15 protein-coding genes are annotated in these 17408 nt (G+C 73.2%); 11 read left to right on the plus strand and 4 right to left on the minus strand.

Features of this window, described 5'->3' with window-relative positions; genetic code table 11:
• The first annotated feature begins 10 nt into the window (after nt 1-10).
• The gene (locus IE294_RS00955; RefSeq protein WP_189881284.1) at nt 11-1573 is read left to right on the plus strand and encodes an AbeC-like domain-containing protein; all 1563 of its coding nucleotides are present in this window, start codon (nt 11-13) and stop codon (nt 1571-1573) included.
• Nucleotides 1570-2310, plus strand: a complete 741-nt coding sequence (locus IE294_RS00960) for a TIR domain-containing protein (RefSeq protein ID WP_189881285.1) — start codon at nt 1570-1572, stop codon at nt 2308-2310. The genes IE294_RS00955 and IE294_RS00960 overlap by 4 nt, the downstream gene beginning before the upstream one ends.
• A gap of 66 nt (nt 2311-2376) precedes the next feature.
• Here IE294_RS00960 and IE294_RS00965 read toward each other — a convergent pair whose 3' ends face one another.
• The gene (locus tag IE294_RS00965) at nt 2377-3291 is read right to left on the minus strand and encodes a macro domain-containing protein (RefSeq protein WP_229916970.1); all 915 of its coding nucleotides are present in this window, start codon (nt 3289-3291) and stop codon (nt 2377-2379) included.
• A 101-nt stretch (nt 3292-3392) separates the two neighbouring features.
• Here IE294_RS00965 and IE294_RS00970 point away from each other — a divergent pair, with 101 nt between their 5' ends.
• The 4 genes from IE294_RS00970 (at nt 3393) to IE294_RS00985 (ending at nt 8813) form a co-directional block, all read left to right on the plus strand.
• Complete coding sequence (locus IE294_RS00970) at nt 3393-4754, plus strand: AfsR/SARP family transcriptional regulator (RefSeq protein WP_229916971.1); 1362 nt, start codon at nt 3393-3395, stop codon at nt 4752-4754.
• 167 nt (nt 4755-4921) lie between these two features.
• Nucleotides 4922-6145, plus strand: a complete 1224-nt coding sequence (locus IE294_RS00975) for an arginine deiminase (RefSeq protein WP_189881286.1) — start codon at nt 4922-4924, stop codon at nt 6143-6145.
• A 71-nt stretch (nt 6146-6216) separates the two neighbouring features.
• Nucleotides 6217-7239: an ornithine carbamoyltransferase gene (gene argF, locus IE294_RS00980; protein ID WP_189881287.1), complete on the plus strand. Its 1023-nt coding sequence runs from the start codon at nt 6217-6219 to the stop codon at nt 7237-7239.
• A 110-nt stretch (nt 7240-7349) separates the two neighbouring features.
• On the plus strand, nt 7350-8813 hold the full coding sequence (locus IE294_RS00985; RefSeq protein WP_189881288.1) for an amino acid permease: 1464 nt from the start codon (nt 7350-7352) through the stop codon (nt 8811-8813).
• Here IE294_RS00985 and IE294_RS00990 read toward each other — a convergent pair.
• Nucleotides 8773-9225, minus strand: a complete 453-nt coding sequence (locus IE294_RS00990; RefSeq protein ID WP_189881289.1) for an ATP-binding protein — start codon at nt 9223-9225, stop codon at nt 8773-8775. The two genes, IE294_RS00985 and IE294_RS00990, sit on opposite strands and share 41 nt — an antisense overlap.
• A 322-nt stretch (nt 9226-9547) precedes the next feature.
• On the opposite strand from IE294_RS00990, the gene IE294_RS00995 reads away from it, so the two are divergent.
• Both IE294_RS00995 and IE294_RS01000 read left to right on the plus strand, forming a co-directional pair.
• On the plus strand, nt 9548-10375 hold the full coding sequence (locus IE294_RS00995; RefSeq protein WP_189881290.1) for an enoyl-CoA hydratase family protein: 828 nt from the start codon (nt 9548-9550) through the stop codon (nt 10373-10375).
• A gap of 6 nt (nt 10376-10381) precedes the next feature.
• A complete protein-coding gene (locus IE294_RS01000; protein ID WP_189881291.1) occupies nt 10382-12655 on the plus strand; it encodes a bifunctional salicylyl-CoA 5-hydroxylase/oxidoreductase in 2274 nt (757 codons plus the stop codon).
• Between the two features lie 13 nt (nt 12656-12668).
• Here the strand turns inward: IE294_RS01000 and IE294_RS01005 are convergent, their stop codons facing one another.
• On the minus strand, nt 12669-13481 hold the full coding sequence (locus tag IE294_RS01005) for a PaaX family transcriptional regulator (RefSeq protein WP_189881292.1): 813 nt from the start codon (nt 13479-13481) through the stop codon (nt 12669-12671).
• A 15-nt stretch (nt 13482-13496) separates the two neighbouring features.
• Nucleotides 13497-15089: an AMP-binding protein gene (locus tag IE294_RS01010; RefSeq protein ID WP_189881293.1), complete on the minus strand. Its 1593-nt coding sequence runs from the start codon at nt 15087-15089 to the stop codon at nt 13497-13499.
• A 207-nt stretch (nt 15090-15296) separates the two neighbouring features.
• Between IE294_RS01010 and IE294_RS01015 the strand changes: the two genes are divergently transcribed.
• The 3 genes from IE294_RS01015 to IE294_RS01025 all read left to right on the plus strand — a co-directional run bounded on the left by IE294_RS01015 (nt 15297) and on the right by IE294_RS01025 (nt 17397).
• Complete coding sequence (locus IE294_RS01015) at nt 15297-16427, plus strand: acyl-CoA dehydrogenase family protein (protein WP_189881294.1); 1131 nt, start codon at nt 15297-15299, stop codon at nt 16425-16427.
• Nucleotides 16424-16822, plus strand: coding sequence for a RidA family protein (locus IE294_RS01020; protein ID WP_014675599.1), 399 nt, complete (start codon nt 16424-16426; stop codon nt 16820-16822). Before IE294_RS01015 ends, IE294_RS01020 begins: the two co-directional genes overlap by 4 nt.
• Nucleotides 16823-16968: 146 nt before the next feature.
• The gene (locus IE294_RS01025; RefSeq protein WP_189881295.1) at nt 16969-17397 is read left to right on the plus strand and encodes a DUF6299 family protein; all 429 of its coding nucleotides are present in this window, start codon (nt 16969-16971) and stop codon (nt 17395-17397) included.
• Nucleotides 17398-17408 lie beyond the last annotated feature (11 nt).

The raw sequence follows: 17408 nt of genomic DNA on the forward strand, positions 1-17408 counted from the left end.
CGAGAAGACAATGGCGAGTGACTTCCTCACCGTGCCCGCTCCGTCGCCGGAACCGGACCGGCCGGCCGTGGCCCGTCCGGCCGCGGACGCGACGAGCAACGCCACCCGGCTGCTGTGCGCGGGCACCTACCTCGACCCGGTCTACCGCGCCGGTGTCATCCGCGAGTTGCTGACCCACCGGTACCGGGTGGTGGCCCCGTCGTACGGGTACGACGCGGTGCCCGTGCTCGCGCACGCCCTGGCGGCGCGCCGGCTCCAGCGCATCCGGCTGGCCGTGTTCGCCGCGGGCGCCGCCCTCACGTTCGTCCTCATGGTCACCGGCGCGCTCAGCGGCTTCACCGCGCTGCTGGCCGTGCTGTGGCTGCTGTGGGTCACCGCCTTCCTGCGGCGGGTCGTCACCCTCCAGACGCTGACGCGCCGGCTCGCCCCGCAGGCCGGCCGGGGGTTCGACGGTTCGTACCCCGAGCACCCGGAGCTGACGTCCCAACTGGTCGACAAGATCAAGCGGGAGCAGTCCTCGGACGGCACGGTGGTCCGCTACGGCGGCTACAAGCCGTTCGTCGGCGCGGGCACGCCGGTGCGCCGGTGGTCCAACGCGGAACTGCTGATCGGCGCGCCGCTCGGGGTGTTCGACGGCCGGCCCGGCGCGGGCCCCTCCGCGGCACCCGGCGCCACCGGCCAGGAGCCCAAACGCAAGGAGGTCGTCCCCTTCACCGTCGAGGAACTGACCGCCTACGTCGCCGACCGCATGACCGCCCGGCTGCGCGCCCAGGCCCGCCCGGCGCAGCGGATCGAGGGCCTCGCCGTCGAGCGCAGCACCTTCACCACGGCCGTCACGACGCTCCGGGGTGTGGCGGAGCCGACGCCCGAGCAGCTCGACGGCGACTGGCGGGACGTCCACGACACCGGACGCAGCTATCTGTGCATCCGGGTGGGGTCCTGGGACCAGGAGCTGGTCACCACGGCGTTCGTGGGCTTCGACCTCAAGGGCAACACCCTGCACACCGAGTTCTACTCGTACGTGCTGGCGCCGATCCGGGCGAGCTTCCAGCTGGTGGACCGGCTCCCCGCCGCCCTGGACGAGCGGCTGCTGCTCAAGCTCGCCTGGCACACCATGCGCGGCACGCCCCACTCCACGGTCCGGTCGGCCGCCGCCAAGGCGGCGGGCGCCCGGCTGCTCCCGCGGCTGCCGTGGACCAAGGAGAGGATCCGGGTGCCTCAGCCGGCCGACACCAGCGAGTTCGGCCTCGGCCGCTACGCGGACGCCCTGCTCAACCGCGGGGCGGTCACCAGCGTCCGGGAGATGGCGACCAGCCCCCACTTCCACGTCTTCTTCCAGGAGACCGACACCATCAAGTACACGCAGATCGTGGAGCGCCAGTTCCTCCACGTCGTCCGTGACTTCCTGTACGAGCACAACGTGGACCTCACGGAGCACGAGGCCCGCCAGACGAACATCCTCAACAACTACGGGCACAACAACAGCTTCGTGCACGGCGACAACAACACCACCAACTCGGGCACGCAGAACTTCGGCGGCCCGGGCGGCGGTCAGGGGGCGGGATCCGCATGACGCACACCTCCACGGGCGGCAACAGCAGCGACTACGGGAGCCGGAACGACTTCGGGCGCCACAACAGCTTCGTCACCGGGAACAACAACACCACCAACTCGGGCACGCAGAACCACTACGGCGCCCCTCCCACCGCCGCCCGCGGCACCGGCCCGGACCAGGACGGCCCCGCCCCGGACCGCCGCCGCAACGTCTTCGTCGTCCACGGGCGGGACGAGGAGGTGCGCCTGCGGATGTTCGACCTGCTGCGCCTGCTCGATCTGCGTCCGCTGGAGTGGGAGGCCCTGGTCAACGCCACCGGCAAGACGGCGCCGTTCCTCGGCGAGGTCGTCGCCGGGGCCCCCGAGCTGGCCCAGGCGGCCCTCGTGCTGCTCACCCCGGACGACGTCGCCCAGCTCCACCCGGACCTGTACGGCCGCAACGAACCGCCGTACGAGACCGAGCCCACCGGTCAGCCCCGGCCCAACGTGCTCATCGAGCTGGGCATGGTGCTGATGGCCTACCCGGAGCGCACCCTGATGGTGGAGGTCGGAGAGCTGCGCCCGATCGCCGACATCGCCGGCCGGAACGTCATCCGGTTCGACGGCACGGAGACCGCCCTGCGCAAGATCGCCGAGCGGCTGAAGCTGGCGGGCTGCGCGGTCGACGACACCCGCTCGGACTGGCTCCAGACCTGGCCGTACCGCCATCTGACGGCGTACGGCCGCACCGGGCGGGCGACACCGCCGGCCCGCTGAGCCGCGGTACGGGCCCGGTGGTCGTCCACGGTCGGGGGACGGGCCCGTACCGCCCGGCGCCCGGCGTCAGACATGGCGCCGGGCGCCCGCCGCCAGGCCGGCCAGGAAGGCGCCGGTCTCCGGCAGGTCGATCCGCCCCAGCTCACCGGGGCGGACCAGCACGTGCAGTTCGCGGCAGACCGGGCGTTCCCAGGAGTGCACGACGAAGGACAGCAGGATCAGCCGCAGCAGGCTGTCCTCGTCCAGGTCGTGCAGCCGGGCCAGGCCCGCGCCGGTCAACGGCATGGTGAGGCGTTCGAGCTGGCCGTGCCGGTGGACGGCGTCCCACAGCCGGTCCAGGCCGAGCCACAGGTCCTGGACCTTGGAGGAGGCGACGCAGTCGTTGCCCATCCGGCTGTAGGCGACGGCGAAGACCAGGTCGGGCCGGGTGCCGAGGACGGCGACCGTGCCGACCGGGTACCGGGCGCGCTTGCCCCGCGGCTTGTCCCGCGCGCTCTCCCACGCCACCGGGGTCACCCCCGCCAGCGCGGCGGCCAGCTCCGCGTCCAGCCGCCGGGCGTCCCCGGCGTAGCGGCGGGCGAGCAACTGCCCCTGCACGCTGGCGTCGTTGATGACGACACCGTCGTCCACGACGGTGTCGAACGTGTCGGTGAACCCCACCACCAGCTGGCCGGGCTGTTCGAAGAGGTCGCCCTCCTCGACCACCACCGTCATCCCGGGACGGGTGAACTCCTGCCGTACGGCGGCCTGCGGACGCGCCCGGACGAGCCCCCAGGCCAGGCACAGGGTCACCGAGCCGGCCAGCACCAGTCCGGGCCGGGACACGGCGTCGGGGAAGAGCTGGCCGGCGAACTGCACGACGGCCGACACCCCGCCGAAGGCCGCCAGCACACTGCCGGCGAACACCCGCCGTTCGCGCCACGACCGCAGCAGCCGCGGCCACCCGGGCCGCGGCGAAGGGCGGGGACCGGTCAACCGCATGCTTCCCTCCAGGCCACCTTGGTACGCTGACGGCACTGTTGACGGGACGTCACGCGGCGGAGGGGGCGAGGCGCGTGCAGACCCGTGCACCGTGCATACGGGTGAGCGTTCTGGGCCCCGTCCGGCTGGACGTGAACGGCGCCGCCGTACGCCTCACCCCGCTCACCGCCCGGCTGCTGCTCCGGCTGGTCGCCGCCGACGGCGAGGCCGTCACCGCGCGCCGGCTGTACGAGGACGTCTGGCAGCCGACCGTGGAACTGCCGCACCAGGACCTGCGCAACCGCAACGAGGTGCAGAAACGGATCCTGGAGCTGCGGCGCGCGTTCGACCGGGCCGGCCCCGGACACGGTGCCCGGATCGTGCGCACCGGCCGGCTGCCGACCGCGCGCGGCGCCGAGGGCACCTACCGGCTCGACCTCGCCGACGACGAGCTGGACAGCGCCGCGTTCACCGGCCTGGTGGGCGACGCGCTGCGCGCGGCACCGGCCTCCGCCGTCCGGCTGCTCACCGACGCCCTGCGGCTGTGGCGCGGCCGGCCGCTGACCGAGGTGCGGGACGAGGAGTTCGCGCGCGCCCCGGTCCGGCGGCTGACCCAGCTCAGGGAGACCGCGCTGCGGGAGCTGATCGCCGGCCACACCGCGCTGGGCCGCTACGACCTCGCCCTGCCGGTGGCCGAGCAGACCGCCCGGGAACGCCCGGACGACCCGGAGGCCGCCGCCGCCCTCGCCCGTCTGAACGCCCGGCTGCGCGAGCGGCACGGCGACGAACTGCTGCGCCACACCCTGCGCGGGCTGCGGGTCGACGTCGTCGTGGTGCGCGGCGACCTGTTCGACCAGGAGGACGCCAACCTGGTCGTGGGGTTCTCCGACACCTTCGACACCTCCACCGACGACATCGTCATCAGCCGGGAGAGCGTGCAGGGGCAGCTCGTCGACCGCCTCTTCGAGGGCCGGCACCGGCTGCTGGACGACCAGCTGCGCCGCGGGCTCAGGGAGGTCACCCCGCTGGCCACCGAGAGCGTCCGGGCCAAGCCGCGCGGCCGGCGCACCCGCTACCCGATCGGCACCGCCGTGCCGGTCCCCGTGGGCAACCGCCGGGTCTTCGCCCTCGCCTACTCCCGGCTGGGCAACGACCTGCGCGCCCGGTCCGCCCCGGCCGACCTGCGGCTGAGCCTGGAACGCCTGTGGCCGTCGGTCGCCCTGCACGGCCTGTTCAGACCGGTGGCGATACCGCTCATCGGCGCCGGCCTGTCCCGCATCGTCGAACTCGACCACACCCAGCTGCTGTCGCTGATCGTCGAGACCTTCACCGAGAGCCTGCGCCAGGACCCGGCCGTCTGCCCCGAGCTGCGGATCGTCGTCCGGGACGAGGAGCTGGGGCGGACCGACCTCTCGGCGGCCGAGGCGTTCCTGCGCGACGCGGACGAGCGGGGCCCGGTACTCCCGCCCACCGGCACGGTCTGAGCTGTTCACACCCCCAGCAAAGCCCCGCAGCCGCTTCCGCCGACAGTCACCGTCCGCTTCCGGAACGCTTCCGCCGGAGCGCCGGCCGCCACCGGGCGCGGAAACCGGCGGGCGCGGAAACCGCCGAGCAGAGGGTGAAGCGGGGCCCCGGTGGTCAGGATGGAGACATGGGATTCCATGTCGACTCCGAGGCCGGGCGGCTGCGCCGCGTCATCCTGCACCGGCCGGATCTGGAGCTCAAGAGGCTCACCCCCAGCAACAAGGACGCCCTGCTCTTCGACGACGTGCTCTGGGTGCGCCGGGCGCGCGCCGAGCACGATGGCTTCGCCGACGTCCTGCGCGACCGGGGGGTCGAGGTGCACCTCTTCGGGGACCTGCTCGCCGAGACCCTGGCGCTCCCCGAGGCCCGCGCGCTCGTCTTGGACCGGGTCTTCGACGAGAAGGAGTACGGCCCCCTCGCCACCGACCACCTGCGCGCCGCCTTCGACCGGATGACCCCGGGCGAGCTGGCCGAGGCCCTGGTCGGTGGCATGACCAAGCGGGAGTTCCTGGCGGAGCACGCGGAACCGGCCTCGGTCCGCTTCCACGTCATGGAGCTGGACGACTTCCTGCTCCGCCCGCTGCCCAACCACCTCTTCACCCGCGACACCTCGGCGTGGATCTACGACGGCGTCTCCATCAACGCCATGCGCTGGCCCGCCCGGCAACGGGAGACCGTCCACTTCGAGGCGATCTACCGCCACCACCCGCTGTTCCGTGACGAAACGTTCCACGTGTGGTCCCGGGGGCAGGCGGACTACCCCTCCACCATCGAGGGCGGCGACGTGCTGGTGATCGGCAACGGCGCCGTGCTGATCGGCATGAGCGAGCGCACCACCCCGCAGGCCGTGGAGATGCTGGCGCACAAGCTGTTCGCGGCCGGTTCCGCGCGCACGATCGTCGCGCTCGACATGCCCAAGCGGCGCGCCTTCATGCACCTGGACACCGTGATGACCATGGTCGACGGCGACACCTTCACCCAGTACGCCGGCCTCGGCATGCTCCGGTCGTACACCATCGAACCGGGCGTCGGCGAACGCGAGCTGAAGGTCACCGACCATCCGCCGGAGCACATGCACCGCGCGATCGCCGCCGCGCTCGGCCTCGGGGAGATCCGGGTGCTGACCGCCACACAGGACGTGCACGCGGCCGAACGCGAGCAGTGGGACGACGGCTGCAACGTCCTCGCCGTCGAGCCCGGGGTCGTCGTCGCCTACGAGCGCAACTCCACCACCAACTCGCATCTGCGCAAGCAGGGCATCGAGGTGATCGAGATCCCGGGCAGCGAGCTGGGCCGGGGCCGGGGCGGCCCCCGGTGCATGAGCTGTCCGGTCGGGCGGGACCCCGTATGAGATCGCATAGAAATGTGAAGGATCGTATAGACTTCCAGAGTCCCCTGTAGTCGTACCTCTGGAGCGCCCCCATGGCGACAGTCCCGACCGCCCTCGCCGGCCGCCACTTCCTCAAGGAGCTCGACTTCACCGAGGAGGAGTTCCGCGGCCTGGTCGAGCTGGCCGCCGAGCTGAAGGCCGCCAAGAAGGCCGGGACCGAGACGCCGTACCTGCGGGGCAGGAACATCGCGCTGATCTTCGAGAAGACCTCGACGCGCACCCGCTGCGCGTTCGAGGTCGCCGCCGCCGACCAGGGCGCCCACACGACCTACCTCGACCCCTCGGGCTCGCAGATCGGGCACAAGGAGTCGGTCAAGGACACCGCGCGCGTGCTGGGCCGGATGTTCGACGGCATCGAGTACCGGGGCGACAGCCAGGCCAAGATCGAGGAGATGGCCGCGTATGCCGGCGTGCCCGTCTACAACGGCCTCACCGACGACTGGCACCCCACCCAGATGCTCGCCGACGTGCTCACCATGACCGAGCACAGCGCCAAGCCGCTGCGGAAGATCGCCTTCGCCTACCTCGGCGACGCCCGCTTCAACATGGGCAACTCCTACCTGGTCACCGGCGCCCTGCTCGGCATGGACGTACGGATCGTCGCCCCGAAGTCCTACTGGCCCGCCCCGGAGATCGTCGAGCGCGCCCGCGTGCTCGCCGAGACCAGCGGTGCCCGCGTCACCCTCACCGAGGACATCGCCGAGGGCGTCCTGGGCGCGGACTTCGTCGCCACCGACGTCTGGGTCTCCATGGGGGAGCCCAAGGAGGTGTGGGACGAGCGGATCACGGCCCTCGCCCCCTACGCCGTGACCATGGACGTGCTCCACGCCACCGGCAACCCGGACGTGAAGTTCCTGCACTGCCTGCCGGCCTTCCACGACCTCGGCACCACCGTGGGGCAGCGGATCCACGAGACCCACGGCCTGGCGTCGCTGGAGGTGACGGACGAGGTCTTCGAGTCCGCCCACTCGATCGTCTTCGACGAGGCCGAGAACCGCCTGCACACCATCAAGGCCGTGCTGGTCGCAACCCTCGGCCGGGACATCCTTGCCTGACCCGCCTCACCAGGCCTTATCCTGACCGGCGGCCCGAGCCACCCCTTCTCGGAGCCGACGCCGCGCCCCTACGACGGGCGCCCGCACCACCAGAAACGAGCACCACCCGCATGCCCGCTCCCCGCATCAAGTCCCCGCACCTGCTCGTCGCCGAATCCGGAGCCGACCGCGAGGGACACGGCCTGAAGCGCACCATGGGCCTCTTCCAGCTCATCTGCTTCGGGGTCGGCGCCATCGTCGGCACCGGCATCTTCGTCGGTCTCTCCGACTCCGTCGCCCAGGCCGGTCCCGCCGTCGTCATCTCCTTCGTCCTCGCCGCGCTGACCTGCGTCTTCACCGCCTTCTCCTTCGCGGAGCTGGGCGGCGCCATCCCGGTCTCCGGCTCCTCGTACTCCTTCGCCTACGCGGGCCTCGGCGAGTCCACCGCCTTCCTGGTCGGCTGGTGCCTGCTGCTGGAGTACGGCATCTCCATCTCGGCCGTCGCGGTCGGCTGGAGCGAGTACGTCAACGAACTGCTGCACAGCCTCACCGGCCTCCAGCTCCCGGCCGTCCTGTCCGCCGGCCCCGGCGACGGCGGCCTCGTCAACCTCCCCGCCGTGCTCGTCATCGCCATGGCCTCCGTGCTGCTGGTGCGCGGGGTGCGCGAGAGCGCCCGGGCCACGGCGGCCATGGCCGCCGTGAAGCTCGCGATCCTCCTCGCCTTCTGCGCCATCGGCTACAGCGCCTTCAAGGACGGCAACCTCACGCCGTTCTCCCCGGCCGGCCTCGGCGGCATCGGCGCGGGCACCACCGCCGCCTTCTTCTCCTACATCGGCTTCGACGCGATCACCACCGCCGGCGAGGAGGCGAAGAACCCCCGCCGGGACATCCCGGTCGCGATCATGGTGTGCATGGGCCTCGTGACCCTGCTGTACTGCGCGGTCGCGCTCGCGGCGATCGGCGCCATCGGCGGCGACCGGGTCGCCGGGCACCCCGCCGCCCTCTCCTACGTCGTCAACGAGGTCACCGGCTCCACCGTCGGCGGCGGTGTCATCGCCTTCGGCGCGGTCGTCGCCATCGCCTCCGTGGTCCTCGCCGTGATGTACGGCCAGACCCGCATCCTGATGTCGATGTCCCGGGACGGCCTGATCCCGCGGGTCTTCGAGAAGGTCAGCCCCAAGACCTCCACACCGGTCGCCGGCACCCTGATCGTCGCGGTGGTCTTCGCTCTCCCGGCGGCCTTCGCCTCCCTGGACGCCGTGATGAACCTGTGCACCATCGGCACGCTCGCCGTCATGGCCGTCGTCAACATCGTGGTGATCGCCCTGCGCCGCCGCGAACCGGGCCTCGCCCGCAGCTTCCGGGTGCCGCTGTACCCGGTGGCCCCGCTGCTCGGCGTCGCCTTCTGCCTGTACCTGATGTACGAGACGGGCTGGCGGACCTGGCTCCAGTTCGCCGTGTTCCTCGCGGTGGGCCTGCTGGTCTACGGCGTCTACGGCCGCCGGCACTCCACGCTGGCGCGGCCGGTCGCCGAGGTCACGCCGGTCGCCGAGGTCACGCCGGCCGGCGCTGAGCGGGAATCACAGGCAGTCTGAACCACACCGCCTTGCCCGACGGGGTGGGGCGGTGTCCGCAGGACGAGCTGAGGGCGCGGATCAGCAGCAGCCCGCGCCCGCCCTCCTGCCAGACGTCGGGCTCCTCGATCACGGGCCGGGTCAGATGCCCGGGCGGCGCCGGGTCCGGGTCGTGCACCTCGACCTGGCAACCGGTCGGCGCCAGCTCCACCACCAGCTCTATCGGGCCGCGCCCGGCGGTGTGCTCCACCGCGTTGGCCACCAGCTCGGCCGTGAGCAGTTCCGCCGTGTCGCAGTCGGCCACGTGCTCCACCTCGGTGAGGGCCGTGCGCACCAGGGCACGCGCCACGGGCACCGCCGCTGCGGTGTGCGGCAGCGCGATGCGCCAGGAGGCCGGTTCGGCGGGGCGTTCGTGCAAGGCGAGTCCGTTCATGGAGCAGGCTGTCCTGCTTTCGACTGTACGAATGGTACGGGCCCGGCCATCCAAGGCCGTCGCCGGGCTTCGTCCGGGACCCCCTCGGGCCCCGGCACCAGGCGGCCTACCCAGGTGAACGGCCCGCCTCGCCCGCGCGTCCGCACTGTTACGGCGCTGTCGACAACCGGTGACCGATGCGACGGGATCCGGCCATCTGCGGCAGGCGTACCGACAGGCATGCGGCTGCGGTGTCGCGCCCTGGTGACGACAGTCACAAACAGGTGATAACTTCATGGGGTAGAGCAACGTACGGCACCGCCGCGCTAGGAGGCCGCACGTCATGAGTCCCTTCACCGGCTCCGCCCCCCGCACCGCCGACTGGGCCCACCTGCGGGTCGGGATCGCCGACGGGGTGGCCACCGTCACCCTCGCCCGCCCTGAGAAGCTCAACGCGCTCACCTTCGGCGCCTACGCCGACCTGCGCGACCTGCTCGCCGAGCTGTCCCGGGAGCGCTCGGTGCGCGCCCTCGTCCTGGCCGGCGAGGGCCGCGGCTTCTGCTCCGGCGGCGACGTGGACGAGATCATCGGCGCCACGCTGGCCATGGACACGGCCCAGCTGCTCGACTTCAACCGGATGACCGGCCAGGTCGTCCGGGCGATCCGCGAATGCCCGTTCCCGGTGATCGCGGCGGTGCACGGCGTGGCGGCCGGCGCGGGCGCGGTCCTCGCCCTGGCGGCCGACTTCCGGATCGCGGACCCCTCGGCCCGCTTCGCCTTCCTCTTCACCCGGGTCGGCCTGTCCGGCGGCGACATGGGCGCGGCCTACCTGCTGCCCCGGGTCGTCGGCCTCGGCCACGCCACCCGCCTGCTGATGCTGGGCGAGCCGGTGCGGGCCCCCGAGGCCGAGCGCATCGGCCTGATCAGCGAGCTGGCGGAGGAGGGCCGGGCGGACGAGACGGCCGCCGGGCTGGCCCGCCGCCTCGCCGACGGCCCGGCCCTCGCCCACGCCCAGACCAAGGCGCTGCTCACGGCCGAGCTCGACATGCCCCTGGCGGCGGCGGTGGAACTGGACGCCTCGACCCAGGCCCTGCTGATGAACGGCGAGGACTACGCGGAGTTCCACGCGGCCTTCACGGAGAAGCGCCCGCCGAAGTGGCGGGGGAGGTGAGGTCCGGTGCGCGTGGCGATCATCGGCGGAGGCCCCGGCGGCCTCTACGCCGCCGCCCTGCTGAAACGCCTCGACCCCGCCCGCCACGTCACCGTCTGGGAACGCAACGCCCCCGATGAGACCTTCGGCTTCGGCGTGGTCCTCTCCGACGAGACCCTCGGCGGCATCGAACACGCCGACCCCGTCGTCTACGAAGCCCTGCGGCGCGACTTCGTGCGCTGGGACGACATCGACATCGTGCGCCGCGGCATACGGCACCGCTCCGGCGGCCACGGATTCGCCGCGCTCGGCCGGCACCGGCTGCTGGAGATCCTGCACACCCGCTGCCGCTCCCTGGGCTTGGAGCTGCGGTTCTCCACCGAGGCGCCGCCCGTCGACCGGCTCTCGCAGGACCACGACCTCGTCATCGCCGCCGACGGTGTCCACAGCACCACCCGCGAGACCCACTCGCCCGTGTTCCGCCCCCAGGTGACCGAACACCGCTGCCGCTACATCTGGCTCGCCGCCGACTTCCCCTTCGACGCCTTCCGCTTCGAGATCGCCGAGACCGAACACGGCGTGATGCAACTGCACGGCTACCCCTACGCGGCGGATTCGTCCACCGTCATCATCGAGATGCGCGAGGAGGTCTGGCGGGCGGCGGGATACGACGCACTCACCCCCCAGGAGTCCGTCGAACGCTGCGCCAAGGTCTTCGCCGACGCGCTCGGCGGACGCCCCTTGCGGTCCAACAAGTCCGCCTGGACCACCTTCCGTACCGTGGTCAACGACCGCTGGTCGCACGGCAACGTCGTCCTCCTCGGCGACGCCGCCCACACCGCCCACTTCTCCATCGGCTCCGGCACCAAGCTCGCCGTCGAGGACGCCCTCGCCCTGGCCGCCTGCCTGACGGAACAGCCGGACGTGCCCAGCGCGCTGGCGGCCTACGAGGAGGAGCGCAAGCCCGTCGTCGCCTCCACGCAGCGGGCCGCCCGGGCCAGCCTGGAGTGGTTCGAGAACCTGCGGCTGTACCTGGGCCAGCCGCCCCGCCAGTTCGCCTTCAACCTGCTCACCCGCAGCCGCCGGGTCACCCACGACAACCTCCGGCTGCGCGACGCCCGCTTCACCGCGGCCGTGGAGCGCGAGTTCGGCTGCCCGCCCGGCACGCCCCCGATGTTCACGCCATTCCGGCTGCGCGGCCTGACCCTGCGCAACCGGGTCGTCGTCTCACCGATGGACATGTACTCCGCCACCGACGGGGTCCCCGGCGACTTCCACCTCGTCCACCTGGGCGCACGGGCCCTCGGCGGGGCCGGCCTCGTGATGACCGAGATGGCGTGCGTCAGCGCGGAGGGCCGGATCACCCCCGGCTGCGCCGGCCTCTACGCCGGGCGGCAGGCCGAGGCGTGGCGGCGCGTCACCGACTTCGTGCACCGCCAGGCCCCGGGCGCCGCGATCGGCGTACAACTCGGGCACTCCGGCCGCAAGGGCTCCACGAAGCTGATGTGGGAGGGCATCGACGAGCCGCTGCCCAGCGGCAACTGGCCCGTCCTGGCCCCCTCCCCGCTGCCGTACAAGCCGGGCAGCCAGATCCCGCGCCAACTCTCCCGCGCCCAGCTCACCGACATCCGCGAGCAGTTCGCGGCAGCCGCCTGGCGGGCCGCCCGGGCCGGCTTCGACCTGCTCGAACTGCACTGCGCCCACGGCTATCTGCTCTCCGGCTTCCTCTCCCCGCTCACCAATCACCGCACCGACGCCTACGGCGGCTCCCTGGACAAGCGGCTGCGGTTCCCGCTGGAGGTCTTCGACGCCGTCCGCGCGGTGTGGCCGGCCGAGCGGCCGATGACCGTCCGGATCTCGGCGACCGACTGGGCGGAGGGCGGGACGACCGCCGAGGACGCCGTCGAGATCGCCCGAGCCTTCGCCGCGCACGGCGCCGACGCCATCGACGTCTCGACCGGGCAGGTGGTGGCCGAGGAGCGGCCGGAGTTCGGGCGGTCGTACCAGACGCCGTTCGCCGACCGGATCCGGCAGGAGGTCCGCGTCCCGGTGATCGCGGTCGGCGCGATCTCCTCGTGGGACGACGTCAACTCGCTGATCCTGGCGGGCCGCGCCGACCTGTGCGCGCTGGCCCGGCCGCACCTGTACGACCCGCACTGGACCCTGCACGCGGCGGCCGAACAGGGCTACGAGGGACCCGGCGCGGTCTGGCCCGCCCCCTACCGCGCGGGCAGCCGGCGCCCGCGCACCGGCCGCACGGACGCCCCACGCCCCCGGCTCTCCCTCAGCCTCGACCGCTAGGCAACAAGCGGGGTCACAGCCCCGCGAACTGCGCGCCCGCGTCGCGCAGCCGTTCGTGCAGGCGGCGGAAGACCTGGGCCGAGCGGACGCCCGGCCAGTTCGCCGGGAGGAGGCGGGTGGGCAGGCCCGGGTCGGTGTAGGGGAGGTGGCGCCAGGAGTCGAGGGCGAGGAGGTAGTCGTGGTACGCCTCCTGGTGCGGGGTGTCCGGCCGCCGCTCCCAGGCCTGGAGCACGGGCGCGTGCGCGTCCAGGAAACGCTCGTGCTCCTTGGCGATCGCGGCCAGGTCCCACCAGCGGCCCACCGCCTCGGCCGTGGCCGCGAAGCCCAGGTGTTCGCCGCGGAAGAAGTCCACGTACGCGTCCAGGCGCAGCCGCCGCAGGGTGTGTTCCGTCTCCTCGTACAGCCGGGCCGGGGCGATCCACACCCCCGGAGCCGCGGTGCCGAAGCCCAGGCCGGCCAGCCGGGAGCGCAGCACGTGCCGCTTCTGCCGCTCCGACTCCGGGACCGAGAACACCGCGAGCACCCAGCCCTCGTCCGCGACGGGCGCGCCGGCGTAGATGCGCCGGTCGCCGTCCTCCAGCAACTGCCGTGCCTCGGCGGAGAGTTCGTATCCCGCGGCGCCCGACTCGGTGCGGGCCGGCGACAGCAGGCCGCGCCGTTTGAGCCGGGACACCGAGGACCGTACGGAGGGAGCGTCCACGCCGACCGCGGCCAGGAGCCGGATCAGCTCGGCGACGGGCACCGGGCCGGGCATGAAGCGGCCGTACGCCCCGTAGAGCGTGACGATGAGGGACCTGGGGGCGTGCTGCTCGGACACGTTGATCATTTTAGGTCGTCGGCATCACTGCTGGTCACCTGCGGTGCGCAGCCGGAACCGCTGCAACTTGCCGGTGGCCGTGCGGGGCAGCGCGTCGAGGAAGACGAACTCGCGCGGGCACTTGTAGGGCGCCAGCTGGGAGGTGAGGAACGCGCGCAGCGCCGCCGCGTCGCGCGGGGCCCCGGCGCGCAGCACCGTGTAGGCGATCGCGACCTGGCCGCGGGCCTCGTCGGGGCGGCCGACGACCGCCGTCTCGGTCACGTCCGGATGGCGCAGCAGTGCCTCCTCCACCTCCGGGCCCGCGATGTTGTACCCGGCGGAGATGATCATGTCGTCGGCGCGGGCCACGTAGCGGAAGTAGCCGTCGGCGTCGCGGACGTAGGTGTCGCCGGTGATGTTCCAGCCGCCCCGGACGTAGTCCCGCTGGCGGGGATCGGCGAGGTAACGGCAGCCGACCGGGCCGCGTACGGCCAGCAGGCCGGGCTCGCCGTCGGGCACCGGTCTGCCGTCGGCGTCCTGGACGCGCGCCTGCCACCCCGGCACCGGCAGGCCCGTGGTCCCGGGCCGGATCCGCTCGTCGGCGGCGGAGACGAAGATGTGCAGCAGTTCCGTGGCGCCGATGCCGTTGATGACGCGCAGGCCCGTGCGTTCGTGCCAGGCCCGCCAGGTGGCCGTCGGCAGGTTCTCGCCGGCCGACACACAGCGCCGCAGGGACGAGACGTCGTACGTGTCCAGCTCCTCCAGCATGGTGCGGTAGGCGGTCGGCGCGGTGAAGAGGACCGAGACGCGGTGCTCGGCTATCGCAGGGAGCAGTTGCCGGGGGCCCGCCTGTTCCAGGAGCAGGGCGCTGGCACCGGCCCGCAGCGGGAAGACCACCAGCCCGCCGAGGCCGAAGGTGAAGCCCAGCGGGGGACTGCCGGTGAAGACGTCGTCCTCCTGGGGGCGCACCACGTGCCGTGAGAACGTGTCGGCTATCGCCAGCACATCCCGGTGGAAGTGCATGCACCCTTTCGGGCGACCCGTCGTGCCCGAGGTGAACGCGATCAGGGCGACATCGTCGGAGGCGGTGTCGACCGCCGGGTAGGGGTCGGCGGGGGCCGGCCGGCGCAGCAGGTCGTCGGGGGTGTCACCGCGGTAGGTCGTGATGCGCAGCCCGGGTATCGCGGCCTTCGCCAGGTCGTCCACCACCCGGATGTCGCACAGTGCGTGCCCGACCCGGGCGATCTCGCACAGGGTCGCCAGCTCGTACGGGCGCTGCTGGGCCAGCACGGTGACCGCGACCGCGCCCGCCTTCAGCACGGCCAGCCAGCAGGCGGCGAGCCAGGGCGTGGTCGGGCCGCGCAGCAGCACCCGGTTCCCCGGGACCACGCCCAGGGTGCCGGTGAGCACGTGCGCGATGCGGTCGACCCGCGCGCGCAGCTCCCCGTAGGTCCAGGTGGGGCCGTCCGGGGTGTGGAACACCGGGCGGGCCGGGTCGGCGTGGTCCAGGAGTTCGGCGGCGCAGTTGAGCCGGTCGGGGTACCGCAGCTCCGGCAGGTCGAACCGCAGCTCGGGCCACTCGTGCGGCGGGGGCAGATGGTCGCGCGCGAAGGTGTCGACGTGGGCCGAGCGATGCATGGCGGTCCGCCCCCTTGCCGTGACAGAGGTCCGCGACATCCGGGACGGATGTCCGAACGGGCTTCCTGGTGGGCTCGCGCTCCCCCGGAGGGGGACCCCCAGCGTATCGTGTTGGTGACGGCAGTCAACTGTGCGCGATAACGTCACGGGGTGGGTAGGTAAGGGCGTGGGGACGGCCACGGGCCCGCCCCGGAGGGAGGACCGGCTGTGTCCGTATTCTCACTCGGACCGGAGCAGACCGCCTGGTGCGCCGAGCTGCGCGAGCTGGCCGCCGGACGGCTGCGCCCGCTCGCCGGCCGAGGGGAACCCGGCCGCGTCAACCGGCCGCTCCTCGCCGAACTGGGCCGGCTCGGTCTGCTTGCGCGGCTGTTCGACTCCGGTGCGCTGGACCTGTGTCTGATGCGGGAGTCCCTGGCGCAGGCCTGCACCGAGGCCGAGACCGCCCTCGCCCTCCAAGGGCTCGGCGCCCACCCGGTGCACGCCCACGGCACCCCCGCCCAGCGGGAGCGCTGGCTGCCCCGGGTCGCCGACGGCAGCGCGATCGCCGCCTTCGCGCTCAGCGAGCCCGGTGCCGGCTCGGACGCGGCGGCGCTCACCCTCGCGGCCGAGCCGGACGGCGACGGCTGGCGGCTCACCGGCGCCAAGTGCTGGATCTCCAACGCCCCCGAGGCCGACTTCTACACCGTCTTCGCCCGCACCACGCCCGGCGCCGGCGCCCGCGGGGTGACCGCCTTCCTCGTCCCCGCCGACCGGCCCGGACTCACCGGCGACCCGCTGGAGATGATCTCGCCGCACCCCATCGGCGCCCTCGACTTCGACGCCGTGCCCGTCACCGCCGCCGATCTGCTCGGCGAGCCCGACCGCGGCTTCGCCGTCGCCATGGGCACCCTCAACCTCTTCCGCCCCAGCGTCGGCGCCTTCGCGGTCGGCATGGCCCAGGCCGCGCTGGACGCCACCGTGGACCACACCAGCCGGCGCGAGGCCTTCCACGGCAGGCTGATGGACCTTCAGGCCGTGTCCCACCAGGTCGCCGAGATGGCCCTGCGCACCGAGGCGGCCCGGCTCATGGTGTACGCGGCGGCGGCGGCGTACGACGCCGGGGCCGCCGACGTGCCCCGGCGCGCCGCGATGGCCAAACTGCTCGCCACCGAGACCGCGCAGTACGTCGTCGACACCGCCGTCCAACTGCACGGCGCCCGCGCCCTGCGCCGCGGCCACCTCCTCGAACACCTCTACCGCGAGGTGCGCGCGCCCCGCATCTACGAGGGCGCCAGCGAGGTCCAACGCGGCATTATCGCCAAGGAGTTGTACGCCACGGCACAGAAGGAGGCACGGTGACGACCGAACGCGTCAACCCGCCCGGGCTGTCCCCGCCCACGGGCTTCTCGCACGCCGTCGTCGCGGCCGGCTCCCGCGTGGTGTTCCTCGCCGGGCAGACCGCCCTGGACGGCGACGGCAAGATCACCGGCGACACGCTGCCCGAGCAGTTCGCGCAGGCCCTCGGCAACCTCCTCACCGCCCTGCGCGCGGCCGGTGGCACCCCCGCCGACCTCGCCCGGGTCACCGTCTACGCCACGGACGTCGCCGCGTACCGCGCCCACGCGCGGCAACTCGGCCGGATCTGGCGGGAGTCGGCGGGCCGCGACTACCCGGCGATGGCCGTCGTGGAGGTCGTACGCCTGTGGGACGAGCGGGCGCTGGTGGAGCTGGACGGGTTCGCCGTACTGCCGTAGTCGCCCGGCGCCCTCCGGCGGCAACCCGCGTGACCCGGCCCGTTCGGTTTCATGACGCGCCACCGATGGGGTGACGGTCACGTCCGCCGGTCCGGCCGCCCGGTACCAGTGGAAGCCCTCGAACCCCTGGAACCGGGAGGTACCCCATGCCCGTCCGCCGCCCCCTCCTCGCCGCGGCCCTCGGTGCCGCGGCCCTGCTGTGCGCCGCCGTCGCCCCGGCCTGCGCCAACCCCTCCGAGCTGATCACCGTCGACCCCGTCGGCCGGATCGCGCCCGACGGCACGGTGACGCTGTCCGGCACCTACCGCTGCACCGGCGGCACCGGCCCGGTGTTCGTCAGCTCCTCGGTCAGCCAGGGCGACGCCCGTCTCCGGCACGGCGTCGGCGGCGGCACCGCCCGGTGCGACGGCGCCGAGCACCGCTGGGAGAACTCCGGCGAGGTCACGGCCGGGGCGCTGAAGGCGGGGACGGCGCGGGTGGAGGCCACGCTCACGGAGCTGCGTCCCTCGGGCATCCTCCTGCTGCCGGCGTTCCACGCGATGACGGACCAGACCGTCACGCTCACCCAGGAGTGACGCCGGGCGCG

The sequence above is a fragment of the Streptomyces canarius genome (assembly GCF_014650735.1).
GTDB classification, from domain to species: Bacteria; Actinomycetota; Actinomycetes; order Streptomycetales; family Streptomycetaceae; genus Streptomyces; species Streptomyces olivaceoviridis.

Excerpts from the sequence above, each read along its gene's own strand:
- IE294_RS00955 (WP_189881284.1), top strand. The coding sequence starts at position 11 with ATGGCGAGTGACTTCCTCACCGTGCCCGCTCCGTCGCCGGAACCGGAC.
- IE294_RS00960 (WP_189881285.1), top strand. The coding sequence starts at position 1,570 with ATGACGCACACCTCCACGGGCGGCAACAGCAGCGACTACGGGAGCCGG.
- IE294_RS00965 (WP_229916970.1), bottom strand. The coding sequence starts at position 3,291 with ATGCGGTTGACCGGTCCCCGCCCTTCGCCGCGGCCCGGGTGGCCGCGG.
- IE294_RS00975 (WP_189881286.1), top strand. The coding sequence starts at position 4,922 with ATGGGATTCCATGTCGACTCCGAGGCCGGGCGGCTGCGCCGCGTCATC.
- argF (WP_189881287.1), top strand. The coding sequence starts at position 6,217 with ATGGCGACAGTCCCGACCGCCCTCGCCGGCCGCCACTTCCTCAAGGAG.
- IE294_RS00985 (WP_189881288.1), top strand. The coding sequence starts at position 7,350 with ATGCCCGCTCCCCGCATCAAGTCCCCGCACCTGCTCGTCGCCGAATCC.
- IE294_RS00990 (WP_189881289.1), bottom strand. The coding sequence starts at position 9,225 with ATGAACGGACTCGCCTTGCACGAACGCCCCGCCGAACCGGCCTCCTGG.
- IE294_RS00995 (WP_189881290.1), top strand. The coding sequence starts at position 9,548 with ATGAGTCCCTTCACCGGCTCCGCCCCCCGCACCGCCGACTGGGCCCAC.
- IE294_RS01005 (WP_189881292.1), bottom strand. The coding sequence starts at position 13,481 with ATGATCAACGTGTCCGAGCAGCACGCCCCCAGGTCCCTCATCGTCACG.
- IE294_RS01010 (WP_189881293.1), bottom strand. The coding sequence starts at position 15,089 with ATGCATCGCTCGGCCCACGTCGACACCTTCGCGCGCGACCATCTGCCC.
- IE294_RS01025 (WP_189881295.1), top strand. The coding sequence starts at position 16,969 with ATGCCCGTCCGCCGCCCCCTCCTCGCCGCGGCCCTCGGTGCCGCGGCC.